We start from the raw sequence: 20,632 nt of genomic DNA, 5'->3' as shown, positions 1-20,632 counted from the left end.
TATTGAAATTATTCACAAGGCAACAGCACGTTACCTTCCGGGTTGATTTGTTGCGGCACCTGTAAGTGACACTGCGCACGGCCAGCCCAGGCAACAGAAAGACGCTCGGCCGGATTCACACCCGCAATCCAGGCCATGCCGTTTTCCATCACCATGGCGACGCTGACGCCGTTGGCGTTAAACACTTCGGCGCCAAACGGCGGTACCGAACCATCCTTCAGGCGCAGCAGCGCCATCATTTTTTGCCCCTGCGCCACGGCAAAACGCTGGTAGCCAATCGCCCCCTCCGTCAGGGTGTTGGTGATGATGGCTTTGGTCGCGGAAATGTCCTCGTCCATTGCGTCCACATCGATACGGGTATCAAAGCTGTGATAACTGACAACGTCCGGTACCACGGCAATACCGAAGCGGTTTGAGTGCGCCTGTTCGCCGTTCAGCGGCACATTCGCCACACCATCGGTATCAACCATCACCCTGGCAGTGTTCATTGACGCCTGGCTGTTGTGCAGCGCCGCGCCATGACGCGTCGCGGTAAAGCCGCCGCGCATCGTGCCGCCAACGGAGAAATAGCGTGATTGCTGCCAGCTGACGTTAGATTCCAGTTCCGCCATCATGCTGCGGTGCTTGTAATAACCATCAAACGCCGTGTGTCCTTCACCGGAAACCCCTGCGCGCAAACGCCATGGATTGTTACGGTCGCGGTTATCTGAATACGAAACCATCTGGCTGGTCTGGTTGCCGCTGTTCTGCAATTCATAATCCATAGAGCGGCCATCGCTCCATGGCACCGAAATTGAAAGCGAGAGGCTGTCGTCCCGTTTGCCCTGATACTCAGAGCGGTAAGCCGCAAGGTTGGCGCTGACGCCCTGAATGCCAGCGAACGAAAAACTGTGTCCCATCGATAACCCATAACGATCCTGCGAACCGCGATCCCAATAGTTCTGGTGGGTATAGGTCAGGTACAGCGTGGTCGCTAAGTGCGTATCGTCGGCAAAGAAGGTTTTGTTGCCGGTGATGGTGTACATCTCTTTTTCGCTGCCAGCGCTATTGTTATTTTCATACTGCTCGTCGAGGAACTGCGAAAAAGTGCGGAAGTTACGCTGTGAGAAGCGGTAACCGGCAAAGGTGATGGCGCTGTTGTACTCATCAAAGGTTTTGGCATAGCTTAGCTTAAAGGACATCCCTTTTTGTTCATCCTGATGCTTCACACGACTCACGGATTGCGTCGCATCAGCCGACAGCGCACCCAGCCAGCTCAAATCCCGACCAATTCCCATCGACCAGGCGTTATAACGATCGCCAGTGAGCAACGCACCGCCGTACAGCGACCACGCATTGCTGACCCCCCAGGAGAAATCACCGCTATAAAACGCAGGCCCCTGAACATCATGGTTATAGCGCGATGGCTTACCGACCGCGGCGTTGTAGCGAACATAGCCCGGGCGCGTCAGGTAAGGTATATCAGCCGTATTAACCTGAAAGGTTTGTACGCTGCCATCCTGCTCTTCGACGCGAACATCCAGTGTGCCGCGTACCGAACCATGCAGATCCTGAATGTTGAATGGCCCCGCAGGAACGGTAGTTTGATAGATAACACGGCCCTGCTGGCTGACGGTGACCTTCGCATTACTGCGGGCGATGCCGTGCACTTCGGGCGCGTAGCCCTGCAAATTCGGTGGCAGCATACGCTCGTCGCTGGCGAGGTTCGCCCCGGTGAAACGCACCGAATCAAAAACCTGAGAATTCAGATAGATTTCGCCGACCGTTAGTTTTGCAGCCTGCATCGGTAACGGGCGATAGGCATAAATCTGATCCCAGTCGATACGGCCACGATTATCATCCGAAGCGTAATTGGCCTGATACTGGCCGCGAAAACGCCACGCGCCGAGGTTAAAGCCTGTCTGCCCATAGCCGGACAGAGAGCGATAGCGATCCCCGCCCTGCTCGTAATGTGTGGCCTGGCCCGAGACGCTGTAGTCAAAAATCAGCCCCGCGACGCCGTTATCCCAGCGTTCTGGCGGCGTCCAGTCAGGATCGGTATATTTCATCCATGCCTGAGGCACGGTAATATCCAGCACGCCTGCGCTATTATTCAGCACCACACCCGGCAGACGGGAAATGTCATAGCAGGTCGCGCTAATCGGATGAATATAGGTTAGCGCCTCTTCCTTGAGCGCCAGTAATTCGAGTTGTTGCGGCGTCAGACACGCCATGGATTTATGCGGGTTGGCAGGATCAACGATATAACGGATCGACTGCTGAGGAATCTCCTGGCTGTTAATACGAACATCCAGCAGATATTCTCCGGGAGTCACAAAGTTGCCTTCGGAAAAACGCTGCAAATCGACATTGTGCCTGTCGCTGGCATCCAGCACGTCGGTATTAAATTCAATGGCCTCATCCGCTTCAACCAATGAAGAGGCACAGACCAGAGCAATAAAAAGCGCCAGACGTTTTTTATCTGTTTTCAGCGTGATCATTTTCGTTCGCAAACCTTCAGATACCCGAATTGCAGTGCAGCTCAGAGATAATTCACAACAAAATGCGTGACCGCAGTAAATTCGCCGGATGTCATTCTTCCGTCGCGCGAGATCAAATAAGCCGTAAAGTTGAGCGTGTTTTTTCCTGGGTTAAGCAGATAGTCCGGTGATGGCTTGCCCAGATGAATTTGCTGTCCTTTGCCGTCATATATTTCTATTGCTAAATTTTCAGTTTCCGATTGCACGCTCAGATAATCAGGATTGTCATTATCCGCTGCGCCGGAAAAGGTAATATTGGCGCGCTGGAACAGATTCCCGGGGTGTTGAGAATCCCCTAATGAACATCCCAGCAAATGAATGCTGAAATCATGCGCAGATACTTTTTCAGGTTTTCCGGAAATATCTCTGGCAGAGAGGTCATCAAATTCAACCAGTAGCGACCGGTCGCGTGGATCGACATAACAGGCAGCCTCAATAATATTTCCCCGCATGCGCATTTTGCCGGGCGTACTGACAAGACGATGGGTGTCAGCCAAAACCCATGCAGGCGATATGAAGATAAAAAGCAGTAAAATACGCCATCCAGGCATCACCGCATTTCCTTTCAGTTATTCGCAGGAAGGGTTAAGCAGGCGCATAATTGCGCCCGCAGCAGATCGTTACTGGTAGTCGATCTGGAAATTAACGGTGGATTCGAAATCACCCGGCGTTACCGCTGCAGATGCGTTGTTTGCCTGCAGGTAAGCGACGAAATCAATGTCGGTTTCGCCATCGGTAATGTTGACCTGAGAGGCCGCTTTGCCCCATTCCACGTCCTGGTTGCCACTGTCAACCATACCAATGCCCGCGCCCTTTGCAGTACCCGAGGTGAACGCAGCCAGCGCGTTGTTATCGGAATCAATTGTTGCCGGGGTATAGGTCACGGTAGCCGTTTTTGCAACGGTCGTATCACAGCCCTGCAGAACGATTTTGGCATGCTTAACGCCAGCACGTTGGTTGTCTTTTAACTGAGAAGTTGGGATTTCGCCAAAATTTACCTGCACCGGGCTGGATTCTGGGGCCAGACCGCACGCGGAATTAACCAGAGAACCAGTGAAGTGAATTTTACCGTTAGTCGGTTCAACATTTTTTGCAGCGAAAGCAGAAGATGCAGTAAAAGTCATTCCCGCCATCAGCGCACAGGCCACAGCCACGTTTTTCATTTTCATATTACTACTTAACCTTATATCTGTTTTTTGGTTATTCCGACGATCTATTTCCGCAAACAATTTATGCAAGGGAAACCCTGATCTGCAGGCGGCGGTAGTGCATATCCTTGCAAACAATCCATCTCAAGCCACCCCGTATTTTGAACTTCATTGGTATTCCATCCGAAATACCGTCCACAGGTGTTTACGCTGTTTCGGGGCTTATATTAAGTCGACGAAAAAATGACACAATGCAAAAATCCGGTATTAATCAAACTCAGGGAATCGTGTTGTAACACTGTCTTAGGACCGATCGTTTACCTAAAAAATCGCCATAAAACACGCAAAAGTCAGTGTTAATATCTACTATTAATAGTTTTTATAGAGTTTTTATCTATCAAATATTTTTTTATTTATGCCAAATAATGGGCAAAATGTATTTATGAAAGTTTTGTAAAAATGAAATTGGATATCAAAAGCGAGTAATGACAATAAGATAGTGAATGAGGGGAAGGAGATTGGCGGTGTCTATAAAAGATATTAAAGGATTGTTATATAAATATTAATAAAGCGATCTATGGTACAACCATTTTTTATAAATGAATTATGTTATGCTATTGCTTCCCCCACTCGAATGCGAGATATCCTGCTTTAAAGGAGACATCAGTGATTTCTCATATACCAATAAACAAAATTAAATCCGTAATTATTGGTGATGGCTTAGTTTTCAGACCACATAAAAATACCCTAAAAGACCTGGCATCTGGTGAAATGGCCACATTGAACAATGCGGCAACACAATTACTGCTCTATCTGTTGCAAAATGGTAAAGAGATATCCTCACGCGATGAAATTCTGCTGAATGTTTTCCAGCATAATGGCGCCAGAGCGACGGATGCGAATCTCAACCAGCACATTTCATTTCTGCGCAAAGCAATAACGTCTACGGGCCATCCTGCAGAACTCATCGTCACCATTCCGCGTATGGGATTTCGGATGGGCGACGCCAATATCAATATTCAGCTACTGGAAGAAGCACAAGCGCCTACCAGAATTGCCCATGTTGCATCGACGCCCAGCAAAAAGAAACGAAACCGGTGGCCTGTCGCGATAACAGCGTTAATTACCGGCATCGCCGTAGTAGCGACAGCGTGGTTAACATGGATACCCAATGAAATTGCCATGACGGACGCGGCGATCCTGCGAACAATTGACTACGAGCAATGCCGTGTACATATATTAGGAAACGCTCTCACTGACACCATAACCGAAAAAAAAGCGCTGGATATTTTCAAGTCCGTAGGTATCAACCCCGACTGTTCGCACCCAAAAGATCTGTACCTTAATACCTGGGCGAGCAACCATAATCTGGTTGAGTGGTCGTTTGCCGCTGAATGCGGGCTAAACCTCGGCTATTACCATTGCATCAGCCAGTATCGCCACCATGAGGAATGATATGAAGCAGGAAAGCGATCACTCTCCTTTACTATGGTCAGTCGTAATTGCCATTCTTGGGCTGGCGGCTATCGCTTTTTTTATTATTATCGGGAATGCGAAAAAACAAGAAATCAGTTTTTCCTGTTCTTCGGAATTCACGTCGATACTCGACATCCAAAATACCAAAAAGGAACTCCACGGAATAATGCTGATTACCAGCTACAACTCCGGGCACCTCTCATTGTCAGTACAAGGGAAACTCAAAAGTGATGACGGCGAGTTTGCTGTTAACCGTAAACTATTCTTTCGCTATGCCCGTCCGCTCGGCCATACCGCCGGCGTTTTTATGCTCACCCCCGACGGACGCGAAAAATCCCCGGATGATGAAGCAACGGATGCCATCGATTATCTTTTCTTCGACGCTTACGAACGTGCTGACAAGCTGTATATGCTAAAACACCTGAATGAGGAAACGGTTCTTATCGGCGATAACTTTTCACCCCGCTTCGCCTGCGTGATGAATCACTTCGCGGGTTGATCGCCTTCTGGATATGCGTCGGGTTAAGGATGACCTGATGTGTTGCCCGCCCGAAAGCACAGGCGCGGTCGATATAAGGCATGATAATGGAATTTTTTTGCGGGCTGAAACGACGAAAGCCTGAATCATTTCTGATTCAGGCTTTCTGAATAGTGGCGGAATGGACGGGACTCGAACCCGCGACCCCCTGCGTGACAGGCAGGTATTCTAACCAACTGAACTACCACTCCGCGTTGTGTTCCGCTTGGGAACGAAGCGAATATTACGGATTGCCTCGCGCCTCGTCAACGCTTTTTCTCACGTTTTTAATCGTTTGCTGCAAAAATCGCCCGAATGGCCATTTTCCTACGGTAAACGTACAAACTATGCCCGCCAGAGGCAACTTCCGCCTTTCTTCTGCACCAGGTCAAGACGTGACTCATGGGCCGCTAACTCTTCATCAGTGGCAAAAACAACGCGTAGTTTGCTGGACTGTCTGACAATGCGCTGGATCCCCGTGTCATTCTGCTGCTGGCTATCACCTTCCATTGAAAACGCCATCGTGGTCTGCCCACCGGTCATCATCAGATAAACGTCGGCCAGAATCTGGGCATCGAGCAATGCGCCGTGCAGGGTTCGTTTACTGTTGTCTATCTCATAGCGCGAGCACAACGCATCAAGGCTGTTTCGCTTGCCAGGAAACATTTTCCTCGCCAGCGCCAGGCTATCGGTTATTTTGCAGAATTCGTTCGTCTTCGGAATATCCCGCCTGAGCTTAGCGAATTCGTAATCCATAAAGCCGATATCGAACGATGCGTTATGGATGACCAGTTCCGCGCCGCGCATGTAGTCGAGAAACTCATCGGCTACATCGGCAAACGTAGGTTTATCAAGCAGGAATTCGTCTGCGATTCCGTGTACGCCAAACGCTTCCGGATCCACCAGCCGATCCGGCTTCAGATAAACGTGGAAGTTATTTCCGGTCAGGCGGCGGTTGACCACTTCAACCGCACCGATCTCAATGATCTTGTGGCCTTCGTAGTGGGCGCCAATCTGGTTCATACCGGTGGTTTCGGTATCGAGGACGATCTGTCGTGTAATTCCAGTGCTCATAACGGTCATTTATGTCAGACTTATCGTTTGATTTCGATTTGCTAAAACAGGAAGTCTACCAGAGATGCTTAAACAGGTAGAAATTTTCACCGATGGTTCTTGCCTGGGAAATCCAGGGCCAGGTGGTTATGGGGCGATTTTACGTTATCGCGGGCGCGAAAAAACCTTTAGCGAAGGCTACAACCTCACCACCAATAATCGCATGGAGCTGATGGCGGCAATCGTTGCGCTGGAAGCGCTGAAAGAACAGTGTGAAGTGATACTCAGCACGGACAGCCAGTATGTGCGCCAGGGCATAACGCAGTGGATCCACAACTGGAAGAAGCGCGGCTGGAAAACAGCAGATAAAAAACCGGTGAAGAACGTCGATCTGTGGAAACGTCTTGATGCCGCATTGGGGCCGCATCAAATCAAATGGGAATGGGTTAAAGGCCATGCGGGCCATCCGGAAAACGAACGCTGCGATGAGCTTGCGCGCGCCGCAGCCATGCGTCCCTCTCAGGATGATATTGGATATCAGGCTGAGGCTTAAGCGTCCGGTTTACGGTATTGCCGGGTAGCGCCAACGGCCTGGCGGATAGGCGCTTTGCTTTTATTTTGTTTCATCGGATTGAGCGTAAGCGGAATGGTTCGCTTACGCGCAACCACCAGTTGCAAACAGCCCAGTGCAGGAATATGGGCGCTTAACATTTTCCCCCCCTTCTTGTTCCAGGGCAGGACATGAAAACGGCTGTAATGCAGCACTTCAAAGTTCAGCAATGAGAGCCAGTCCAACTGGCGCATGAGGGTAAACATCCGGCTGTTATAGGGTGATGTCTTGCGCAATATGGGTACCAGTTTACGCAATCCCATCAGGCTTAACGGGTTAAAGCCGCTCAAAATCAACCAACCGTCATCAATCAGCACGCGATCGGCTTCACGCAGTAGGCGATGCGGATCGGAACACCACGGTAGCGTATGCGCTAACAAACAGACATCTACGGACTTATCGGCAAAGGGAAGATGTAAAGGATCGGCCGTTACCTGTATGGGAGAGCCTTGCAAAGAAACATTTACCTGATGAGAAACCGCGCACGCTTCAGAATCGATTTCTGCGCTTAAATTACCAATCTTAAGCAGATGAAATCCGTACATTTTTGCAAACCACGGGTTAAGCTGATGCTCCAGCGCCTGACGATAGTGTTCGCCCCAGGGTAAATCACCCCAGCTAACGGGCGCTACGACAGTTTGAGGGATCCTTGCCGGTTTCATCACAACCTTCCGTTACGCATTGAGAGGTAATCTATGAATCTTAACAGTATTCCTGCATTTCAGGACAATTACATCTGGGTCCTGTCGAATAATGACAAACATTGTCTGATTGTGGACCCGGGTGAAGCAGCTCCCGTGCTGAAAGCCATTGCAGAACATAACTGGGTTCCCGAAGCCATTCTGCTGACCCACCATCATCAGGATCACGTGGGCGGCGTAAAAGAGCTACTGCAACATTTCCCACACATAGTGGTATACGGACCGGCTGAAACGCAAGATAAGGGAACGACGCATATAGTCGAAGATGGCGATATTGCACTCGTTTTGGGGCATGAATTTACGGTAATTGCCACTCCGGGTCACACTTTAGGACATATCTGTTACTTTAGTCAGCCTTATCTATTTTGTGGCGACACGCTCTTTTCTGGAGGCTGCGGCCGGCTTTTTGAAGGCACACCATCCCAAATGTATCAATCACTTAAAAAACTAAACTCACTTCCTGACGACACATTGATTTGTTGCGCACATGAATACACATTAGCAAATATGAAGTTTGCTTTAAGCATTCTGCCGCACGATTCGTTCATAAATGAATATTATCGTAAAGTTAATGAGTTACGCGTAAAAAAACAAATGACACTACCCGTAATTCTGAAAAATGAGCGACGAATTAATCTTTTTTTGAGAACAGAAGATGTTGATTTAATTGATGAAATCAACAAAGAAACAATATTGCAACAACCTGAAGAGCGTTTTGCCTGGTTAAGGTCAAAGAAAGATACGTTCTGACAATTCCGGGTTGCCTTTTGAAAACTTCGCCGTTATGATCGGTCGTCTTTTAAGCAACTATTGACACACACATGAAGGCAAAAGCGATATTACTCGCCTCTGTCCTGCTTGTTGGGTGCCAGAATACTGGTAACGTCCAACAACACGCACAGAGCCTTTCTGCAGCTGGTCAAGGGGAAGCAGGAAAGTTTACAAGTCAGGCGCGATGGATGGACGACGGAACATCTATCGCTGCTGATCAAGATTTGTGGGCTTTCATTGGTGACGAGCTAAAGATGGGAATTCCGGAAAACAACCGGATTCGCGAACAGAAACAGAAGTATTTACGCAATAAGAGCTATCTCCACGATGTAACTTTACGGGCAGAGCCGTATATGTACTGGATAGCCGGGCAGGTTAAGAAACGTAACATGCCAATGGAACTGGTACTACTACCCATAGTGGAGAGCGCTTTTGATCCTCACGCAACGTCTGGCGCCAATGCCGCAGGTATTTGGCAGATCATTCCGAGCACGGGGCGCAATTATGGTTTAAAACAGACCCGCAATTATGATGCACGTCGCGACGTTGTGGCTTCCACCACCGCCGCACTGGACATGATGCAGCGTCTGAACAAGATGTTTGATGGCGACTGGCTGCTGACCGTTGCTGCTTATAATAGCGGTGAAGGTCGTGTCATGAAGGCAATTAAAACGAACAAAGCCCGTGGAAAACCCACTGACTTCTGGTCGTTGCCATTGCCTCAGGAAACGAAGCTATACGTGCCCAAAATGCTGGCATTGAGCGATATACTCAAAAACAGCAAACGCTATGGCGTGCGTCTGCCAACAACAGACGAAAGCCGCGCGTTGGCGCGTGTTCGCCTGAGTAGCCCGGTTGAAATGGCTCAGGTTGCGGATATGGCGGGGATTTCCGTCAGCAAGCTGAAGACCTTTAATGCCGGCGTGAAAGGCTCCACGTTGGGTGCCAGCGGCCCGCAATATGTGATGGTGCCAAAGAAGCATGCAGAGAAGCTGCGTGAGTCTCTGGCTTCAGGCGAAATTGCAGCCGTGCAGTCAACGCTGGTTGCGGATAACACGCCGCTGAACAGCCGTAGCTACAAAGTTCGCTCTGGCGATACGCTTTCTGGCGTCGCTTCACGTCTTGGCGTGAGCACCAATGACCTTAAGCAGTGGAATAATCTGCGCGGGTCGTCGCTGAAAGTGGGCCAGAATCTGACCGTGGGCGCAGGTACCAGCGCACAGCGTCTGGCGAACAACAGCGATAGCATCACCTATCGTGTGCGTAAAGGCGACTCGCTCTCGAGCATTGCCAAACGCCACGGGGTTAACATCAAGGATGTGATGCGCTGGAATAGTGATACGAATAATCTACAGCCTGGCGATCAGCTAACGTTGTTTGTGAAAAACAACGACATGCCGGACTCCTGATCGCATTGTAGAAATGAAGGCACTGGTTCCCCCCCAGTGCCTTTTTTATTTATCCCGCTTTATGTGCCTCAACCATTATCGTGTCGCTGGTAAATGAGCCATCCTCCTGTAACGCAAAGTAGGCTTTCACTTGTGCAGAAGCACTTTGTTGATATACGCGAATCGCGTCGCTCAACGCTGCAGGCGTGCGCATCCGCGCCACCCACGAACTGTACTCCAGTGCCAGACGATCGGTTAACACTGTATCGGCAATCAGATTAGCGTCGTTGATTAACGACAGCCACTCTCCGCTGGAATAGTTGCGTACGTGTGAGGTATCGCGTAACGCTTCTACAGTTTGCAACCAGATATCACGCACAGGATGGCCCGGCGACATCACATCCATCACAATCAGCACACCGCCGGGCTTCAGAATGCGGTTCACTTCCCGCAGGGCGCGACCGACATCATGCCAGTGATGCGCAGAATAACGGCTAATCACCACGTCAAATTCGTTATCTTCAAATGGCAGACTTTCGGCATATCCCTGCCGCGTGGCGATATTATCCAGACCTCTGCCTTTTGCCGCCTCAGCGACCACCTCAAGCATTTGCGAGGATAAATCATACGCCACTACCTGCTTTACGTGTTGCGCGGCCACAAAGCTGGCATGCCCCGCTCCGCATCCCATATCCAAAACGTGGGCTCGCGGAAATGCCGACAACCTTTCCCCCAGACGTTGCAAGTCACGGCCAGAGGCGTGCACCGCACTGGTTAAGTAGGCATTCGCCTGAGAGCCAAACTGTTTTTCGACATTGTCATGGTGAGAGCGTGTTGTCATTGTGTTGTCCTTCGGTTGTTGTGAAATAGGAAGGGCAACCATCACAGGCCTGCCCTACGGCAGACCTGACACACCGTTATTGTTCAGGTTTGCCGGGACTGAATTCAACGAGTAGCGGGTTGTGGTCGGAGGCGCGGGTGACCAGCACAGAGGCTTCACTCACGTTCAGACCGCGATAGAACACAAAGTCGAGAGGACGACCAAACGCGCGGCGGCGCTGATCGTCGGTAAAGCGCACCTGGCGCAGCGACATTTCACGCGCAAAGCGGTACAGCGCATTCATCCGTCGGCGGCTCCAGGCATTAAAATCACCGGCCATGATCACCGGACCGCTGTGATGAGCAATCTGATCGCCAATGGGAAGTAACTGCTTACTATAAACATCAACGCCAAGGCTAAAGTTAACCGCGTGGATATTCACCACCATTAATAACCGAGAGTCAGGCAGCGGATACACCGTTACCAGAGCCGATTTCGCCAGCCGTAAAATAGGCTCACGCTCGCGCAATGGACAACAGTAAACAGGATGGGCAGCAGAGAGCGTCATGACGCCAGAGGGATGCTGAGGCAACACAAAGGCGGGAACCTGGTCGGCAGCAAGATAGTTAGCGGTCGCAAACTGCACCAGTTCAGGCGTGGTTTGTGCTTCCTGCAATAACACCAGATGCGCGTCTTTGCCAAAATTCTTCAGCACCGACTGCCATTCTGCGCGCTGCTGTTTAAAAATATTCCATACCAGCACGCGAATGCGATCTTCACTGCTTAACGGTACGCCTGCAGGTAATGCCTGGCCAATATGCGCAAACGACCCCGGCGGTAAAATCCGCTCGGCGGGTTGTCCGGCAACATAACGCATGGCATAGGTGTTTTTTCGCACTTTAGACTTTCAAACCTCTGTAACGTCAACCAGTCCGCAGCCGGACTGGTTCTTCTGTTATAGGGATTTTAGCACTCACTTTCAACGAACAATTGCAGTTTGTTTTGTAAGTGGGCGCTTACATCAGTGATTTACCCCAGAGCAACGCGCGTGGGCTTATCAAGACGACCACTGAGCCCCATCAGCAGGAAAGCCACCAGAACAATGAGTGCACCAATCCACGGTGTCTGCGCCAAACCATAATGCTCGACCGTTTGTCCGCCAATCACTGAACCCAGTGCAATACCGATGTTAAACGCCGCAATGTTCAGCCCTGAGGCCACATCAACAGCATTAGGCGTAAATTGTTCCGCTTTCTGTACCACGTAGACCTGTAGTCCCGGTACGTTACCAAAGGCAAAGATCCCCATAACCAGAATGGTAGCCAGCGCGGCGTACTGTGTGGAGGCTGTCACCTGGAAGACCATCAGCAGAACAAACAGCGCGGCGAAAATGAATTTCAACGCCGGAACCGCACCATGCTTATCCGCCAGCTTACCGCCCCAGATATTGCCGATAGCGACTGATACACCGTAACCCAGTAAGATCCAGCTTACTGCTGCCGGGGAGAATCCGGCCAGATCCTGCATCATCGGTGCCAGAAAGGTAAATGCAGTAAACACGCCGCCGTAGCCCAGCGCCGTAACGGCGTAAATCAGCAACAGACGAGGATGAGTCAGCACCTTCACCTGGTCGCGAATGCTGGCGGCAGCCCGACCGGGAATGTTAGCCGGGATCAGTAGCTGGCTACTAATCAGCGCAATCACGCCTAACATTGATACTGCCAGGAAAGTCTCACGCCAGCCAAAGTGCTGACCGATAAACGTACCCAGCGGTACACCGGTTACCAGCGCCACCGTTAAGCCGCCGAACATAATGGCGATGGCGGAAGCCGCTTTCTCTTTTGGCACCAGACTTGTCGCGATAGTAGAGCCAATCGAGAAGAATACGCCGTGTGCCAGCCCAGTCAGCAGACGAGCGACAATGAGTGTCATATACCCGGGTGCCTGCCATGCCAGCAAATTCCCCGCCGTAAACAGAACCATCAGCGCAACCAGCAACTGTTTACGTGGCAGGCTGCCAGTCAGAGCGGTCAGTACCGGTGCACCAATCGCCACACCCAGCGCATAGATTGAAACCAGCATCCCGGCGGAAGGTAACGAGATCGCCAGTTGTTGAGCGATGGTCGGCACCAGGCCAACAATCACAAACTCAGTCGTGCCTATAGCGAAGGCACTTATTGTTAGTGCAAATAAAGCGAGAGGCATAAATAACTCCGTAACATCAGTAATCAGATGACACGCAGTATGCCGGGATGCTTTAATAACAAAAATATTCAAAATCTCAATATAATTTTGCGTCAGGTGCAAAAATGAAGGCAACCTCAGAAGAACTTGCGATTTTTGTGGCCGTTGTGGAAAGCGGCAGCTTCAGTCGGGCGGCAGAACAGCTCGGTCAGGCTAATTCCGCGGTCAGTCGGGCGGTAAAAAAGCTGGAGATGAAGCTGGGCGTAAGTCTGCTTAATCGCACGACCCGACAACTGAGCCTCACTGAAGAAGGAGAGCGTTACTTCAGGCGTGTGCAGCAGATACTGCAAGAGATGGCAGCAGCAGAAACAGAAATCATGGAGTCACGCAATACCCCGCGCGGTCTGCTGCGTATTGATGCGGCAACGCCGGTAATGCTGCATTTCCTGATGCCGTTGATCAAACCGTTCCGTGAGCGGTATCCCGAGATGACATTGTCTCTTGTCTCCTCAGAAACGTTCATCAATCTTATTGAACGAAAAGTGGATGTCGCGATACGAGCAGGTACGCTGACTGACTCGAGTCTGCGTGCACGTCCTTTATTTACCAGCTATCGTAAGATTATCGCTTCACCGGACTATATTGCCCGTTTTGGCAAGCCAGAGACCGTCGAACAGTTAAAACAGCATCTGTGTCTGGGATTTTCCGAACCCGTTTCACTCAATACCTGGCCGATTGCCTGTAGTGACGGACAGCTCCATGAGGTCGAGTGTGGGATTTCTTCCAACAGTGGGGAAACGTTAAAACAGCTTTGTCTGAGTGGTAACGGTATCGCATGTCTTTCAGATTATATGATTGATAAAGAGATCGCGCAGGGAGAACTGGTGGAACTGCTGGCGGATAAGCGTCTGCCAGTAGAAATGCCTTTCAGCGCCGTTTACTACAGCGATCGTGCGGTCAGTACACGTATTCGGGCATTTATAGATTTTTTAAGTGAATATATAAGAACAGCTCCCGAAGGAGCTGTGAAAGAGGGTTAAAGAGTACAAAGGATTGGGCAATTAATCCCAGGCAGGAGCGAGGCCTTCCGGGCTAACCAGGCGATCGTTGCAATCCAGTGCCGCGATCGCTTTTTTATCTTCGGCATCCAGATGCAAATCCTGCGCCAGCAGGTTGCTTGCCAGATTTTCACGCCTGGTAGATGAAGGGATAACGGAGTAACCTTCATCCATTGCCCATGCCAGAATAACCTGCGCCGGGGTTGCGTTATGCTTAGCGGCAATGCGCGCAATCACTTCATCTTTCAGTGCTTTACCGTAAGCCAGCGTCATGTAAGAGGTGATGTGGATACCGTGCGCCTTCGCCCAGTCGACCACATTACGGCTCTGCAGATACGGAGACAGCTCAATCTGGTTGGTCGCGATATTGTCTACGCCTACTGTGGCAATGGCTTTTTCCATCAACGGAATGGTGAAGTTTGAGATACCAATTTCACGAGTCAACCCCTGGTGTTTGGCTTCAAGCAGCGCCTGCATGAACTCCTCAACAGATACCGCATCGCCCGGAGATGGCCAGTGGATCAGCGTCAGATCGACATAATCTGTACGCAGTTTCTTCAGGCTTTCTTTCAGGCTTGGGATCAATTTGTCTTGGCTAAGATTTTCAATCCAGATCTTGGTGGTGATATACAGCTCGTTACGCGGTACGCCGCTTTCAGCAATCGCCTGACCAACAGCCGCTTCATTATCATAGATTTGCGCAGTGTCGACAGCACGGTAGCCCAGCTCTAGCGCCGTTTTAACGGAAGCGATAACTACGTCGTCTTTCAGGCGGAAAGTACCTAAACCGAATGCAGGGATAGTCATAGAATTCCTCTTTTTAATCACTATGTTCGTTAACTAAGAGGATTATGACCATCAGTTCTTTATAGAAAAAGAGTGATAAATGCAGAGGATTTTTGCGGATTCAGCAATAATTAAATGCAGGAAAAGAAAAAGCCCTGAGCTAATGCTCAGGGCTCTTAATAAGTGGCGGAACGGACGGGACTCGAACCCGCGACCCCCTGCGTGACAGGCAGGTATTCTAACCAACTGAACTACCGCTCCACCGAATTTCTTTGTCACTACCCGGATTCTTCATCCCGGTTTACTGCAATTTGATGCCTGGCAGTTCCCTACTCTCGCATGGGGAGACCCCACACTACCATCGGCGCTACGGCGTTTCACTTCTGAGTTCGGCATGGGGTCAGGTGGGACCACCGCGCTACAGCCGCCAGGCAAATTCTTTGTGCTCTGTCCTGTGTCTTTTGCGCTGATACTGCGTTGGCTGCACTTGCGAACGTCAGTCACATACCAATGTATGCTCCTTCCGTCGCTTCACTTGCCGCCTTGTCTTAGCGCAAAATCCTTCGGACTTACTAATCTGTAATCTAAGCTGAAAATCTTCTCAAATCCGCCAAAACATCTTCGGCGTTGTAAGGTTAAGCCTCACGGTTCATTAGTATCGGTTAGCTCAATGTATCGCTACACTTACACACCCGACCTATCAACGTCATAGTCTTTAACGTTCCTTCAGGAGACTTATAGTCTCAGGGAGAACTCATCTCGGGGCAAGTTTCGTGCTTAGATGCTTTCAGCACTTATCTCTTCCGCATTTAGCTACCGGGCAATGCCATTGGCATGACAACCCGAACACCAGTGATGCGTCCACTCCGGTCCTCTCGTACTAGGAGCAGCCCCCCTCAATTCTCCAGCGCCCACGGCAGATAGGGACCGAACTGTCTCACGACGTTCTAAACCCAGCTCGCGTACCACTTTAAATGGCGAACAGCCATACCCTTGGGACCTACTTCAGCCCCAGGATGTGATGAGCCGACATCGAGGTGCCAAACACCGCCGTCGATATGAACTCTTGGGCGGTATCAGCCTGTTATCCCCGGAGTACCTTTTATCCGTTGAGCGATGGCCCTTCCATTCAGAACCACCGGATCACTAAGACCTGCTTTCGCACCTGCTCGAGCCGTCACTCTCGCAGTCAAGCTAGCTTATGCCTTTGCACTAACCTCCTGATGTCCGACCAGGATTAGCTAACCTTCGTGCTCCTCCGTTACTCTTTAGGAGGAGACCGCCCCAGTCAAACTACCCACCAGACACTGTCCGCAACCCGGATAACGGGTCTACGTTAGAACACCAGCCATTAAAGGGTGGTATTTCAAGGTTGGCTCCACGCAGACTGGCGTCCACGCTTCAAAGCCTCCCACCTATCCTACACATCAAGGACCAGTGTTCAGTGTCAAGCTATAGTAAAGGTTCACGGGGTCTTTCCGTCTTGCCGCGGGTACACTGCATCTTCACAGCGAGTTCAATTTCACTGAGTCTCGGGTGGAGACAGCCTGGCCATCATTACGCCATTCGTGCAGGTCGGAACTTACCCGACAAGGAATTTCGCTACCTTAGGACCGTTATAGTTACGGCCGCCGTTTACCGGGGCTTCGATCAAGAGCTTCTCCTTACGGATAACCCCATCAATTAACCTTCCGGCACCGGGCAGGCGTCACACCGTATACGTCCACTTTCGTGTTTGCACAGTGCTGTGTTTTTAATAAACAGTTGCAGCCAGCTGGTATCTTCGACTGATTTCAGCTCCATGGGTAAACCACTTCACCTACATATCAGCGTGCCTTCTCCCGAAGTTACGGCACCATTTTGCCTAGTTCCTTCACCCGAGTTCTCTCAAGCGCCTTGGTATTCTCTACCTGACCACCTGTGTCGGTTTGGGGTACGATTTTGTGTTACCTGATGCTTAGAGGCTTTTCCTGGAAGCAGGGCATTTGTTACTTCAGCACCGTAGTGCCTCGTCATCACACCTCAGCGTTAACAGTGTTCCGGATTTACCTAAAACACCCGCCTACATGCTTAAACCGGGACAACCGTCGCCCGGCTAACATAGCCTTCTCCGTCCCCCCTTCGCAGTAACACCAAGTACAGGAATATTAACCTGTTTCCCATCGACTACGCCTTTCGGCCTCGCCTTAGGGGTCGACTCACCCTGCCCCGATTAACGTTGGACAGGAACCCTTGGTCTTCCGGCGTGCGGGTTTTTCACCCGCATTATCGTTACTTATGTCAGCATTCGCACTTCTGATACCTCCAGCATGCCTCACGACACACCTTCAACGGCTTACAGAACGCTCCCCTACCCAACAACACATAGTGTCGCTGCCGCAGCTTCGGTGCATGGTTTAGCCCCGTTACATCTTCCGCGCAGGCCGACTCGACCAGTGAGCTATTACGCTTTCTTTAAATGATGGCTGCTTCTAAGCCAACATCCTGGCTGTCTGTGCCTTCCCACATCGTTTCCCACTTAACCATGACTTTGGGACCTTAGCTGGCGGTCTGGGTTGTTTCCCTCTTCACGACGGACGTTAGCACCCGCCGTGTGTCTCCCGTGATAACATTCTTCGGTATTCGCAGTTTGCATCGGGTTGGTAAGTCGGGATGACCCCCTAGCCGAAACAGTGCTCTACCCCCGAAGATGAGTTCACGAGGCGCTACCTAAATAGCTTTCGGGGAGAACCAGCTATCTCCCGGTTTGATTGGCCTTTCACCCCCAGCCACAAGTCATCCGCTAATTTTTCAACATTAGTCGGTTCGGTCCTCCAGTTAGTGTTACCCAACCTTCAACCTGCCCATGGCTAGATCACCGGGTTTCGGGTCTATACCCTGCAACTTAACGCCCAGTTAAGACTCGGTTTCCCTTCGGCTCCCCTATTCGGTTAACCTTGCTACAGAATATAAGTCGCTGACCCATTATACAAAAGGTACGCAGTCACACCCCAAAGGGTGCTCCCACTGCTTGTACGTACACGGTTTCAGGTTCTTTTTCACTCCCCTCGCCGGGGTTCTTTTCGCCTTTCCCTCACGGTACTGGTTCACTATCGGTCAGTCAGGAGTATTTAGCCTTGGAGGATGGTCCCCCCATATTCAGACAGGATACCACGTGTCCCGCCCTACTCTTCGAGTTCACAACATATGCACTTTTGTGTACGGGGCTATCACCCTGTATCGCCGGACTTTCCAGACCGTTCCACTAACACACATGCTGATTCAGACTCTGGGCTGCTCCCCGTTCGCTCGCCGCTACTGGGGGAATCTCGGTTGATTTCTTTTCCTCGGGGTACTTAGATGTTTCAGTTCCCCCGGTTCGCTTCATTACGCTATGTATTCACGTAATGATAGTGTGACGAATCACACTGGGTTTCCCCATTCGGAAATCGCCGGTTATAACGGTTCATATCACCTTACCGACGCTTATCGCAGATTAGCACGTCCTTCATCGCCTCTGACTGCCAGGGCATCCACCGTGTACGCTTAGTCGCTTAACCTCACAACCCGAAGATGTTTCACTTCTGATTGCGAAAATTTGAGAGACTCGAACACACCATTTTTCATTTCTTATTACGGAGAAATGAAACAGTGTGTCGTTTCAATTTTCAGCTTGATCCAGATTTTTAAAGAGCAAATATCTCAAACATGACTCGGAAGTCAGTTTTGAGATATTAAGGTCGGCGACTTTCACTCACACATACCAGCAAGTGGCGTCCCCTAGGGGATTCGAACCCCTGTTACCGCCGTGAAAGGGCGGTGTCCTGGGCCTCTAGACGAAGGGGACGTGAAGTCTCAATCGCAAGACGCCTTGCTATTTACTTTTCATCAGACAATCTGTGTGAGCACTACAAAGGTCGGTTCTTTAAGGTAAGGAGGTGATCCAACCGCAGGTTCCCCTACGGTTACCTTGTTACGACTTCACCCCAGTCATGAATCACAAAGTGGTAAGCGCCCTCCCGAAGGTTAAGCTACCTACTTCTTTTGCAACCCACTCCCATGGTGTGACGGGCGGTGTGTACAAGGCCCGGGAACGTATTCACCGTGGCATTCTGATCCACGATTACTAGCGATTCCGACTTCATGGAGTCGAGTTGCAGACTCCAATCCGGACTACGACATACTTTATGAGGTCCGCTTGCTCTCGCGAGGTCGCTTCTCTTTGTATATGCCATTGTAGCACGTGTGTAGCCCTACTCGTAAGGGCCATGATGACTTGACGTCATCCCCACCTTCCTCCAGTTTATCACTGGCAGTCTCCTTTGAGTTCCCGGCCTAACCGCTGGCAACAAAGGATAAGGGTTGCGCTCGTTGCGGGACTTAACCCAACATTTCACAACACGAGCTGACGACAGCCATGCAGCACCTGTCTCAGAGTTCCCGAAGGCACCAAAGCATCTCTGCTAAGTTCTCTGGATGTCAAGAGTAGGTAAGGTTCTTCGCGTTGCATCGAATTAAACCACATGCTCCACCGCTTGTGCGGGCCCCCGTCAATTCATTTGAGTTTTAACCTTGCGGCCGTACTCCCCAGGCGGTCGACTTAACGCGTTAGCTCCGGAAGCCACGCCTCAAGGGCACAACCTCCAAGTCGACATCGTTTACGGCGTGGACTACCAGGGTATCTAATCCTGTTTGCTCCCCACGCTTTCGCACCTGAGCGTCAGTCTTTGTCCAGGGGGCCGCCTTCGCCACCGGTATTCCTCCAGATCTCTACGCATTTCACCGCTACACCTGGAATTCTACCCCCCTCTACAAGACTCTAGCCTGCCAGTTTCGGATGCAGTTCCCAGGTTGAGCCCGGGGATTTCACATCCGACTTGACAGACCGCCTGCGTGCGCTTTACGCCCAGTAATTCCGATTAACGCTTGCACCCTCCGTATTACCGCGGCTGCTGGCACGGAGTTAGCCGGTGCTTCTTCTGCGAGTAACGTCAATCACTAAGGTTATTAACCTTAATGCCTTCCTCCTCGCTGAAAGTACTTTACAACCCGAAGGCCTTCTTCATACACGCGGCATGGCTGCATCAGGCTTGCGCCCATTGTGCAATATTCCCCACTGCTGCCTCCCGTAGGAGTCTGGACCGTGTCTCAGTTCCAGTGTGGCTGGTCATCCTCTCAGACCAGCTAGGGATCGTCGCCTAGGTGAGCCGTTACCCCACCTACTAGCTAATCCCATCTGGGCACATCCGATGGCAAGAGGCCCGAAGGTCCCCCTCTTTGGTCTTGCGACGTTATGCGGTATTAGCTACCGTTTCCAGTAGTTATCCCCCTCCATCGGGCAGTTTCCCAGACATTACTCACCCGTCCGCCACTCGTCACCCGAGAGCAAGCTCTCTGTGCTACCGTTCGACTTGCATGTGTTAGGCCTGCCGCCAGCGTTCAATCTGAGCCATGATCAAACTCTTCAATTTAAGTTTGATGCTCGTGAATTAAACTTCGTAATGAATTACGTATGTTCACTCAGAGACTTGGTATTCATTTTTCGTCTTGCGACGTTAAGAATCCGTATCTTCGAGTGCCCACACAGATTGTCTGATAAATTGTTAAAGAGCAGTTGCGACG

15 protein-coding genes, 3 tRNA genes and 3 rRNA genes are annotated in these 20,632 nt (G+C 50.7%); 6 read left to right on the top strand and 15 right to left on the bottom strand.

Annotated elements, in window-relative coordinates:
• Nucleotides 1–8: 8 nt before the first annotated feature.
• From LA337_04010 to LA337_04000, 3 genes are all read right to left on the bottom strand, one after another.
• Complete coding sequence (locus LA337_04010) at nt 9–2,480, bottom strand: fimbria/pilus outer membrane usher protein (protein UBI16868.1); 2,472 nt, start codon at nt 2,478–2,480, stop codon at nt 9–11.
• 41 nt (nt 2,481–2,521) lie between these two features.
• Nucleotides 2,522–3,070: a type 1 fimbrial protein gene (locus tag LA337_04005; GenBank protein UBI16867.1), complete on the bottom strand. Its 549-nt coding sequence runs from the start codon at nt 3,068–3,070 to the stop codon at nt 2,522–2,524.
• 69 nt (nt 3,071–3,139) lie between these two features.
• On the bottom strand, nt 3,140–3,688 hold the full coding sequence (locus LA337_04000; GenBank protein UBI16866.1) for a type 1 fimbrial protein: 549 nt from the start codon (nt 3,686–3,688) through the stop codon (nt 3,140–3,142).
• Between the two features lie 750 nt (nt 3,689–4,438).
• Here LA337_04000 and LA337_03995 point away from each other — a divergent pair.
• Both LA337_03995 and LA337_03990 read left to right on the top strand, forming a co-directional pair.
• A complete protein-coding gene (locus LA337_03995) occupies nt 4,439–5,122 on the top strand; it encodes a winged helix-turn-helix domain-containing protein (GenBank protein UBI16865.1) in 684 nt (227 codons plus the stop codon).
• A gap of 1 nt (nt 5,123) precedes the next feature.
• Nucleotides 5,124–5,642: a hypothetical protein gene (locus LA337_03990; protein ID UBI16864.1), complete on the top strand. Its 519-nt coding sequence runs from the start codon at nt 5,124–5,126 to the stop codon at nt 5,640–5,642.
• Between the two features lie 153 nt (nt 5,643–5,795).
• Here LA337_03990 and LA337_03985 read toward each other — a convergent pair.
• Both LA337_03985 and dnaQ read right to left on the bottom strand, forming a co-directional pair.
• Nucleotides 5,796–5,872 (bottom strand) — tRNA-Asp (locus LA337_03985).
• Nucleotides 5,873–6,005: 133 nt separating this feature from the next.
• A complete protein-coding gene (gene dnaQ, locus LA337_03980; GenBank protein UBI16863.1) occupies nt 6,006–6,734 on the bottom strand; it encodes a DNA polymerase III subunit epsilon in 729 nt (242 codons plus the stop codon).
• A gap of 64 nt (nt 6,735–6,798) precedes the next feature.
• Here dnaQ and rnhA point away from each other — a divergent pair, with 64 nt between their 5' ends.
• Entirely contained in the window at nt 6,799–7,266 is a 468-nt protein-coding gene (gene rnhA / locus LA337_03975; GenBank protein UBI16862.1) for a ribonuclease HI, read from the top strand.
• Here the strand turns inward: rnhA and LA337_03970 are convergent.
• On the bottom strand, nt 7,263–7,985 hold the full coding sequence (locus tag LA337_03970; protein ID UBI16861.1) for a class I SAM-dependent methyltransferase: 723 nt from the start codon (nt 7,983–7,985) through the stop codon (nt 7,263–7,265). The two genes, rnhA and LA337_03970, sit on opposite strands and share 4 nt — an antisense overlap.
• Nucleotides 7,986–8,018: 33 nt before the next feature.
• Here LA337_03970 and gloB point away from each other — a divergent pair, with 33 nt between their 5' ends.
• Nucleotides 8,019–8,774: a hydroxyacylglutathione hydrolase gene (gloB, locus tag LA337_03965; GenBank protein UBI16860.1), complete on the top strand. Its 756-nt coding sequence runs from the start codon at nt 8,019–8,021 to the stop codon at nt 8,772–8,774.
• A gap of 71 nt (nt 8,775–8,845) precedes the next feature.
• Complete coding sequence (gene mltD / locus LA337_03960) at nt 8,846–10,204, top strand: murein transglycosylase D (GenBank protein UBI16859.1); 1,359 nt, start codon at nt 8,846–8,848, stop codon at nt 10,202–10,204.
• A gap of 49 nt (nt 10,205–10,253) precedes the next feature.
• On the opposite strand, the gene LA337_03955 is transcribed toward mltD, so the two are convergent.
• The 3 genes from LA337_03955 to LA337_03945 all read right to left on the bottom strand — a co-directional run bounded on the left by LA337_03955 (nt 10,254) and on the right by LA337_03945 (nt 13,208).
• Nucleotides 10,254–11,024, bottom strand: coding sequence for a class I SAM-dependent methyltransferase (locus LA337_03955; GenBank protein UBI16858.1), 771 nt, complete (start codon nt 11,022–11,024; stop codon nt 10,254–10,256).
• A 76-nt stretch (nt 11,025–11,100) separates the two neighbouring features.
• Nucleotides 11,101–11,901 (bottom strand): endonuclease/exonuclease/phosphatase family protein, encoded by an 801-nt coding sequence (locus tag LA337_03950; protein ID UBI16857.1) that lies wholly within the window; start codon nt 11,899–11,901, stop codon nt 11,101–11,103.
• A gap of 131 nt (nt 11,902–12,032) precedes the next feature.
• Entirely contained in the window at nt 12,033–13,208 is a 1,176-nt protein-coding gene (locus tag LA337_03945) for an MFS transporter (GenBank protein ID UBI16856.1), read from the bottom strand.
• A 104-nt stretch (nt 13,209–13,312) separates the two neighbouring features.
• On the opposite strand from LA337_03945, the gene LA337_03940 reads away from it, so the two are divergent.
• Entirely contained in the window at nt 13,313–14,227 is a 915-nt protein-coding gene (locus tag LA337_03940; GenBank protein UBI16855.1) for a LysR family transcriptional regulator, read from the top strand.
• A 21-nt stretch (nt 14,228–14,248) separates the two neighbouring features.
• Here the strand turns inward: LA337_03940 and dkgB are convergent, their stop codons facing one another.
• From dkgB to LA337_03910, 6 genes are all read right to left on the bottom strand, one after another.
• Entirely contained in the window at nt 14,249–15,052 is an 804-nt protein-coding gene (dkgB, locus tag LA337_03935; GenBank protein UBI16854.1) for a 2,5-didehydrogluconate reductase DkgB, read from the bottom strand.
• Nucleotides 15,053–15,215: 163 nt separating this feature from the next.
• Nucleotides 15,216–15,292: transfer RNA gene (locus LA337_03930), tRNA-Asp, on the bottom strand.
• 55 nt (nt 15,293–15,347) lie between these two features.
• Nucleotides 15,348–15,463, bottom strand: a 5S ribosomal RNA gene (gene rrf / locus LA337_03925).
• Between the two features lie 199 nt (nt 15,464–15,662).
• Nucleotides 15,663–18,570 (bottom strand): 23S ribosomal RNA (locus LA337_03920).
• A gap of 211 nt (nt 18,571–18,781) precedes the next feature.
• Nucleotides 18,782–18,857, bottom strand: a tRNA-Glu gene (locus tag LA337_03915).
• Between the two features lie 84 nt (nt 18,858–18,941).
• Nucleotides 18,942–20,481, bottom strand: a 16S ribosomal RNA gene (locus LA337_03910).
• Together the 16S, 23S and 5S rRNA genes with 2 tRNA genes alongside form the textbook arrangement of a ribosomal RNA operon.
• Nucleotides 20,482–20,632: the final 151 nt, after the last annotated feature.

Origin of the sequence: Citrobacter europaeus, assembly GCA_020099315.1 — a bacterium.
Classification (GTDB): domain Bacteria; phylum Pseudomonadota; class Gammaproteobacteria; order Enterobacterales; family Enterobacteriaceae; genus Citrobacter; species Citrobacter europaeus.
Note: the sequence above shows the minus strand (reverse complement) of the source record. Positions and strands in the feature narration are given on the sequence as shown.

Coding starts and splice junctions, on each gene's coding strand:
- LA337_04010 (UBI16868.1), bottom strand. CDS start 2,480: ATGATCACGCTGAAAACAGATAAAAAACGTCTGGCGCTTTTTATTGCT.
- LA337_04005 (UBI16867.1), bottom strand. CDS start 3,070: ATGCCTGGATGGCGTATTTTACTGCTTTTTATCTTCATATCGCCTGCA.
- LA337_04000 (UBI16866.1), bottom strand. CDS start 3,688: ATGAAAATGAAAAACGTGGCTGTGGCCTGTGCGCTGATGGCGGGAATG.
- LA337_03995 (UBI16865.1), top strand. CDS start 4,439: ATGGCCACATTGAACAATGCGGCAACACAATTACTGCTCTATCTGTTG.
- LA337_03990 (UBI16864.1), top strand. CDS start 5,124: ATGAAGCAGGAAAGCGATCACTCTCCTTTACTATGGTCAGTCGTAATT.
- dnaQ (UBI16863.1), bottom strand. CDS start 6,734: ATGAGCACTGGAATTACACGACAGATCGTCCTCGATACCGAAACCACC.
- rnhA (UBI16862.1), top strand. CDS start 6,799: ATGCTTAAACAGGTAGAAATTTTCACCGATGGTTCTTGCCTGGGAAAT.
- LA337_03970 (UBI16861.1), bottom strand. CDS start 7,985: ATGAAACCGGCAAGGATCCCTCAAACTGTCGTAGCGCCCGTTAGCTGG.
- gloB (UBI16860.1), top strand. CDS start 8,019: ATGAATCTTAACAGTATTCCTGCATTTCAGGACAATTACATCTGGGTC.
- mltD (UBI16859.1), top strand. CDS start 8,846: ATGAAGGCAAAAGCGATATTACTCGCCTCTGTCCTGCTTGTTGGGTGC.
- LA337_03955 (UBI16858.1), bottom strand. CDS start 11,024: ATGACAACACGCTCTCACCATGACAATGTCGAAAAACAGTTTGGCTCT.
- LA337_03945 (UBI16856.1), bottom strand. CDS start 13,208: ATGCCTCTCGCTTTATTTGCACTAACAATAAGTGCCTTCGCTATAGGC.
- LA337_03940 (UBI16855.1), top strand. CDS start 13,313: ATGAAGGCAACCTCAGAAGAACTTGCGATTTTTGTGGCCGTTGTGGAA.
- dkgB (UBI16854.1), bottom strand. CDS start 15,052: ATGACTATCCCTGCATTCGGTTTAGGTACTTTCCGCCTGAAAGACGAC.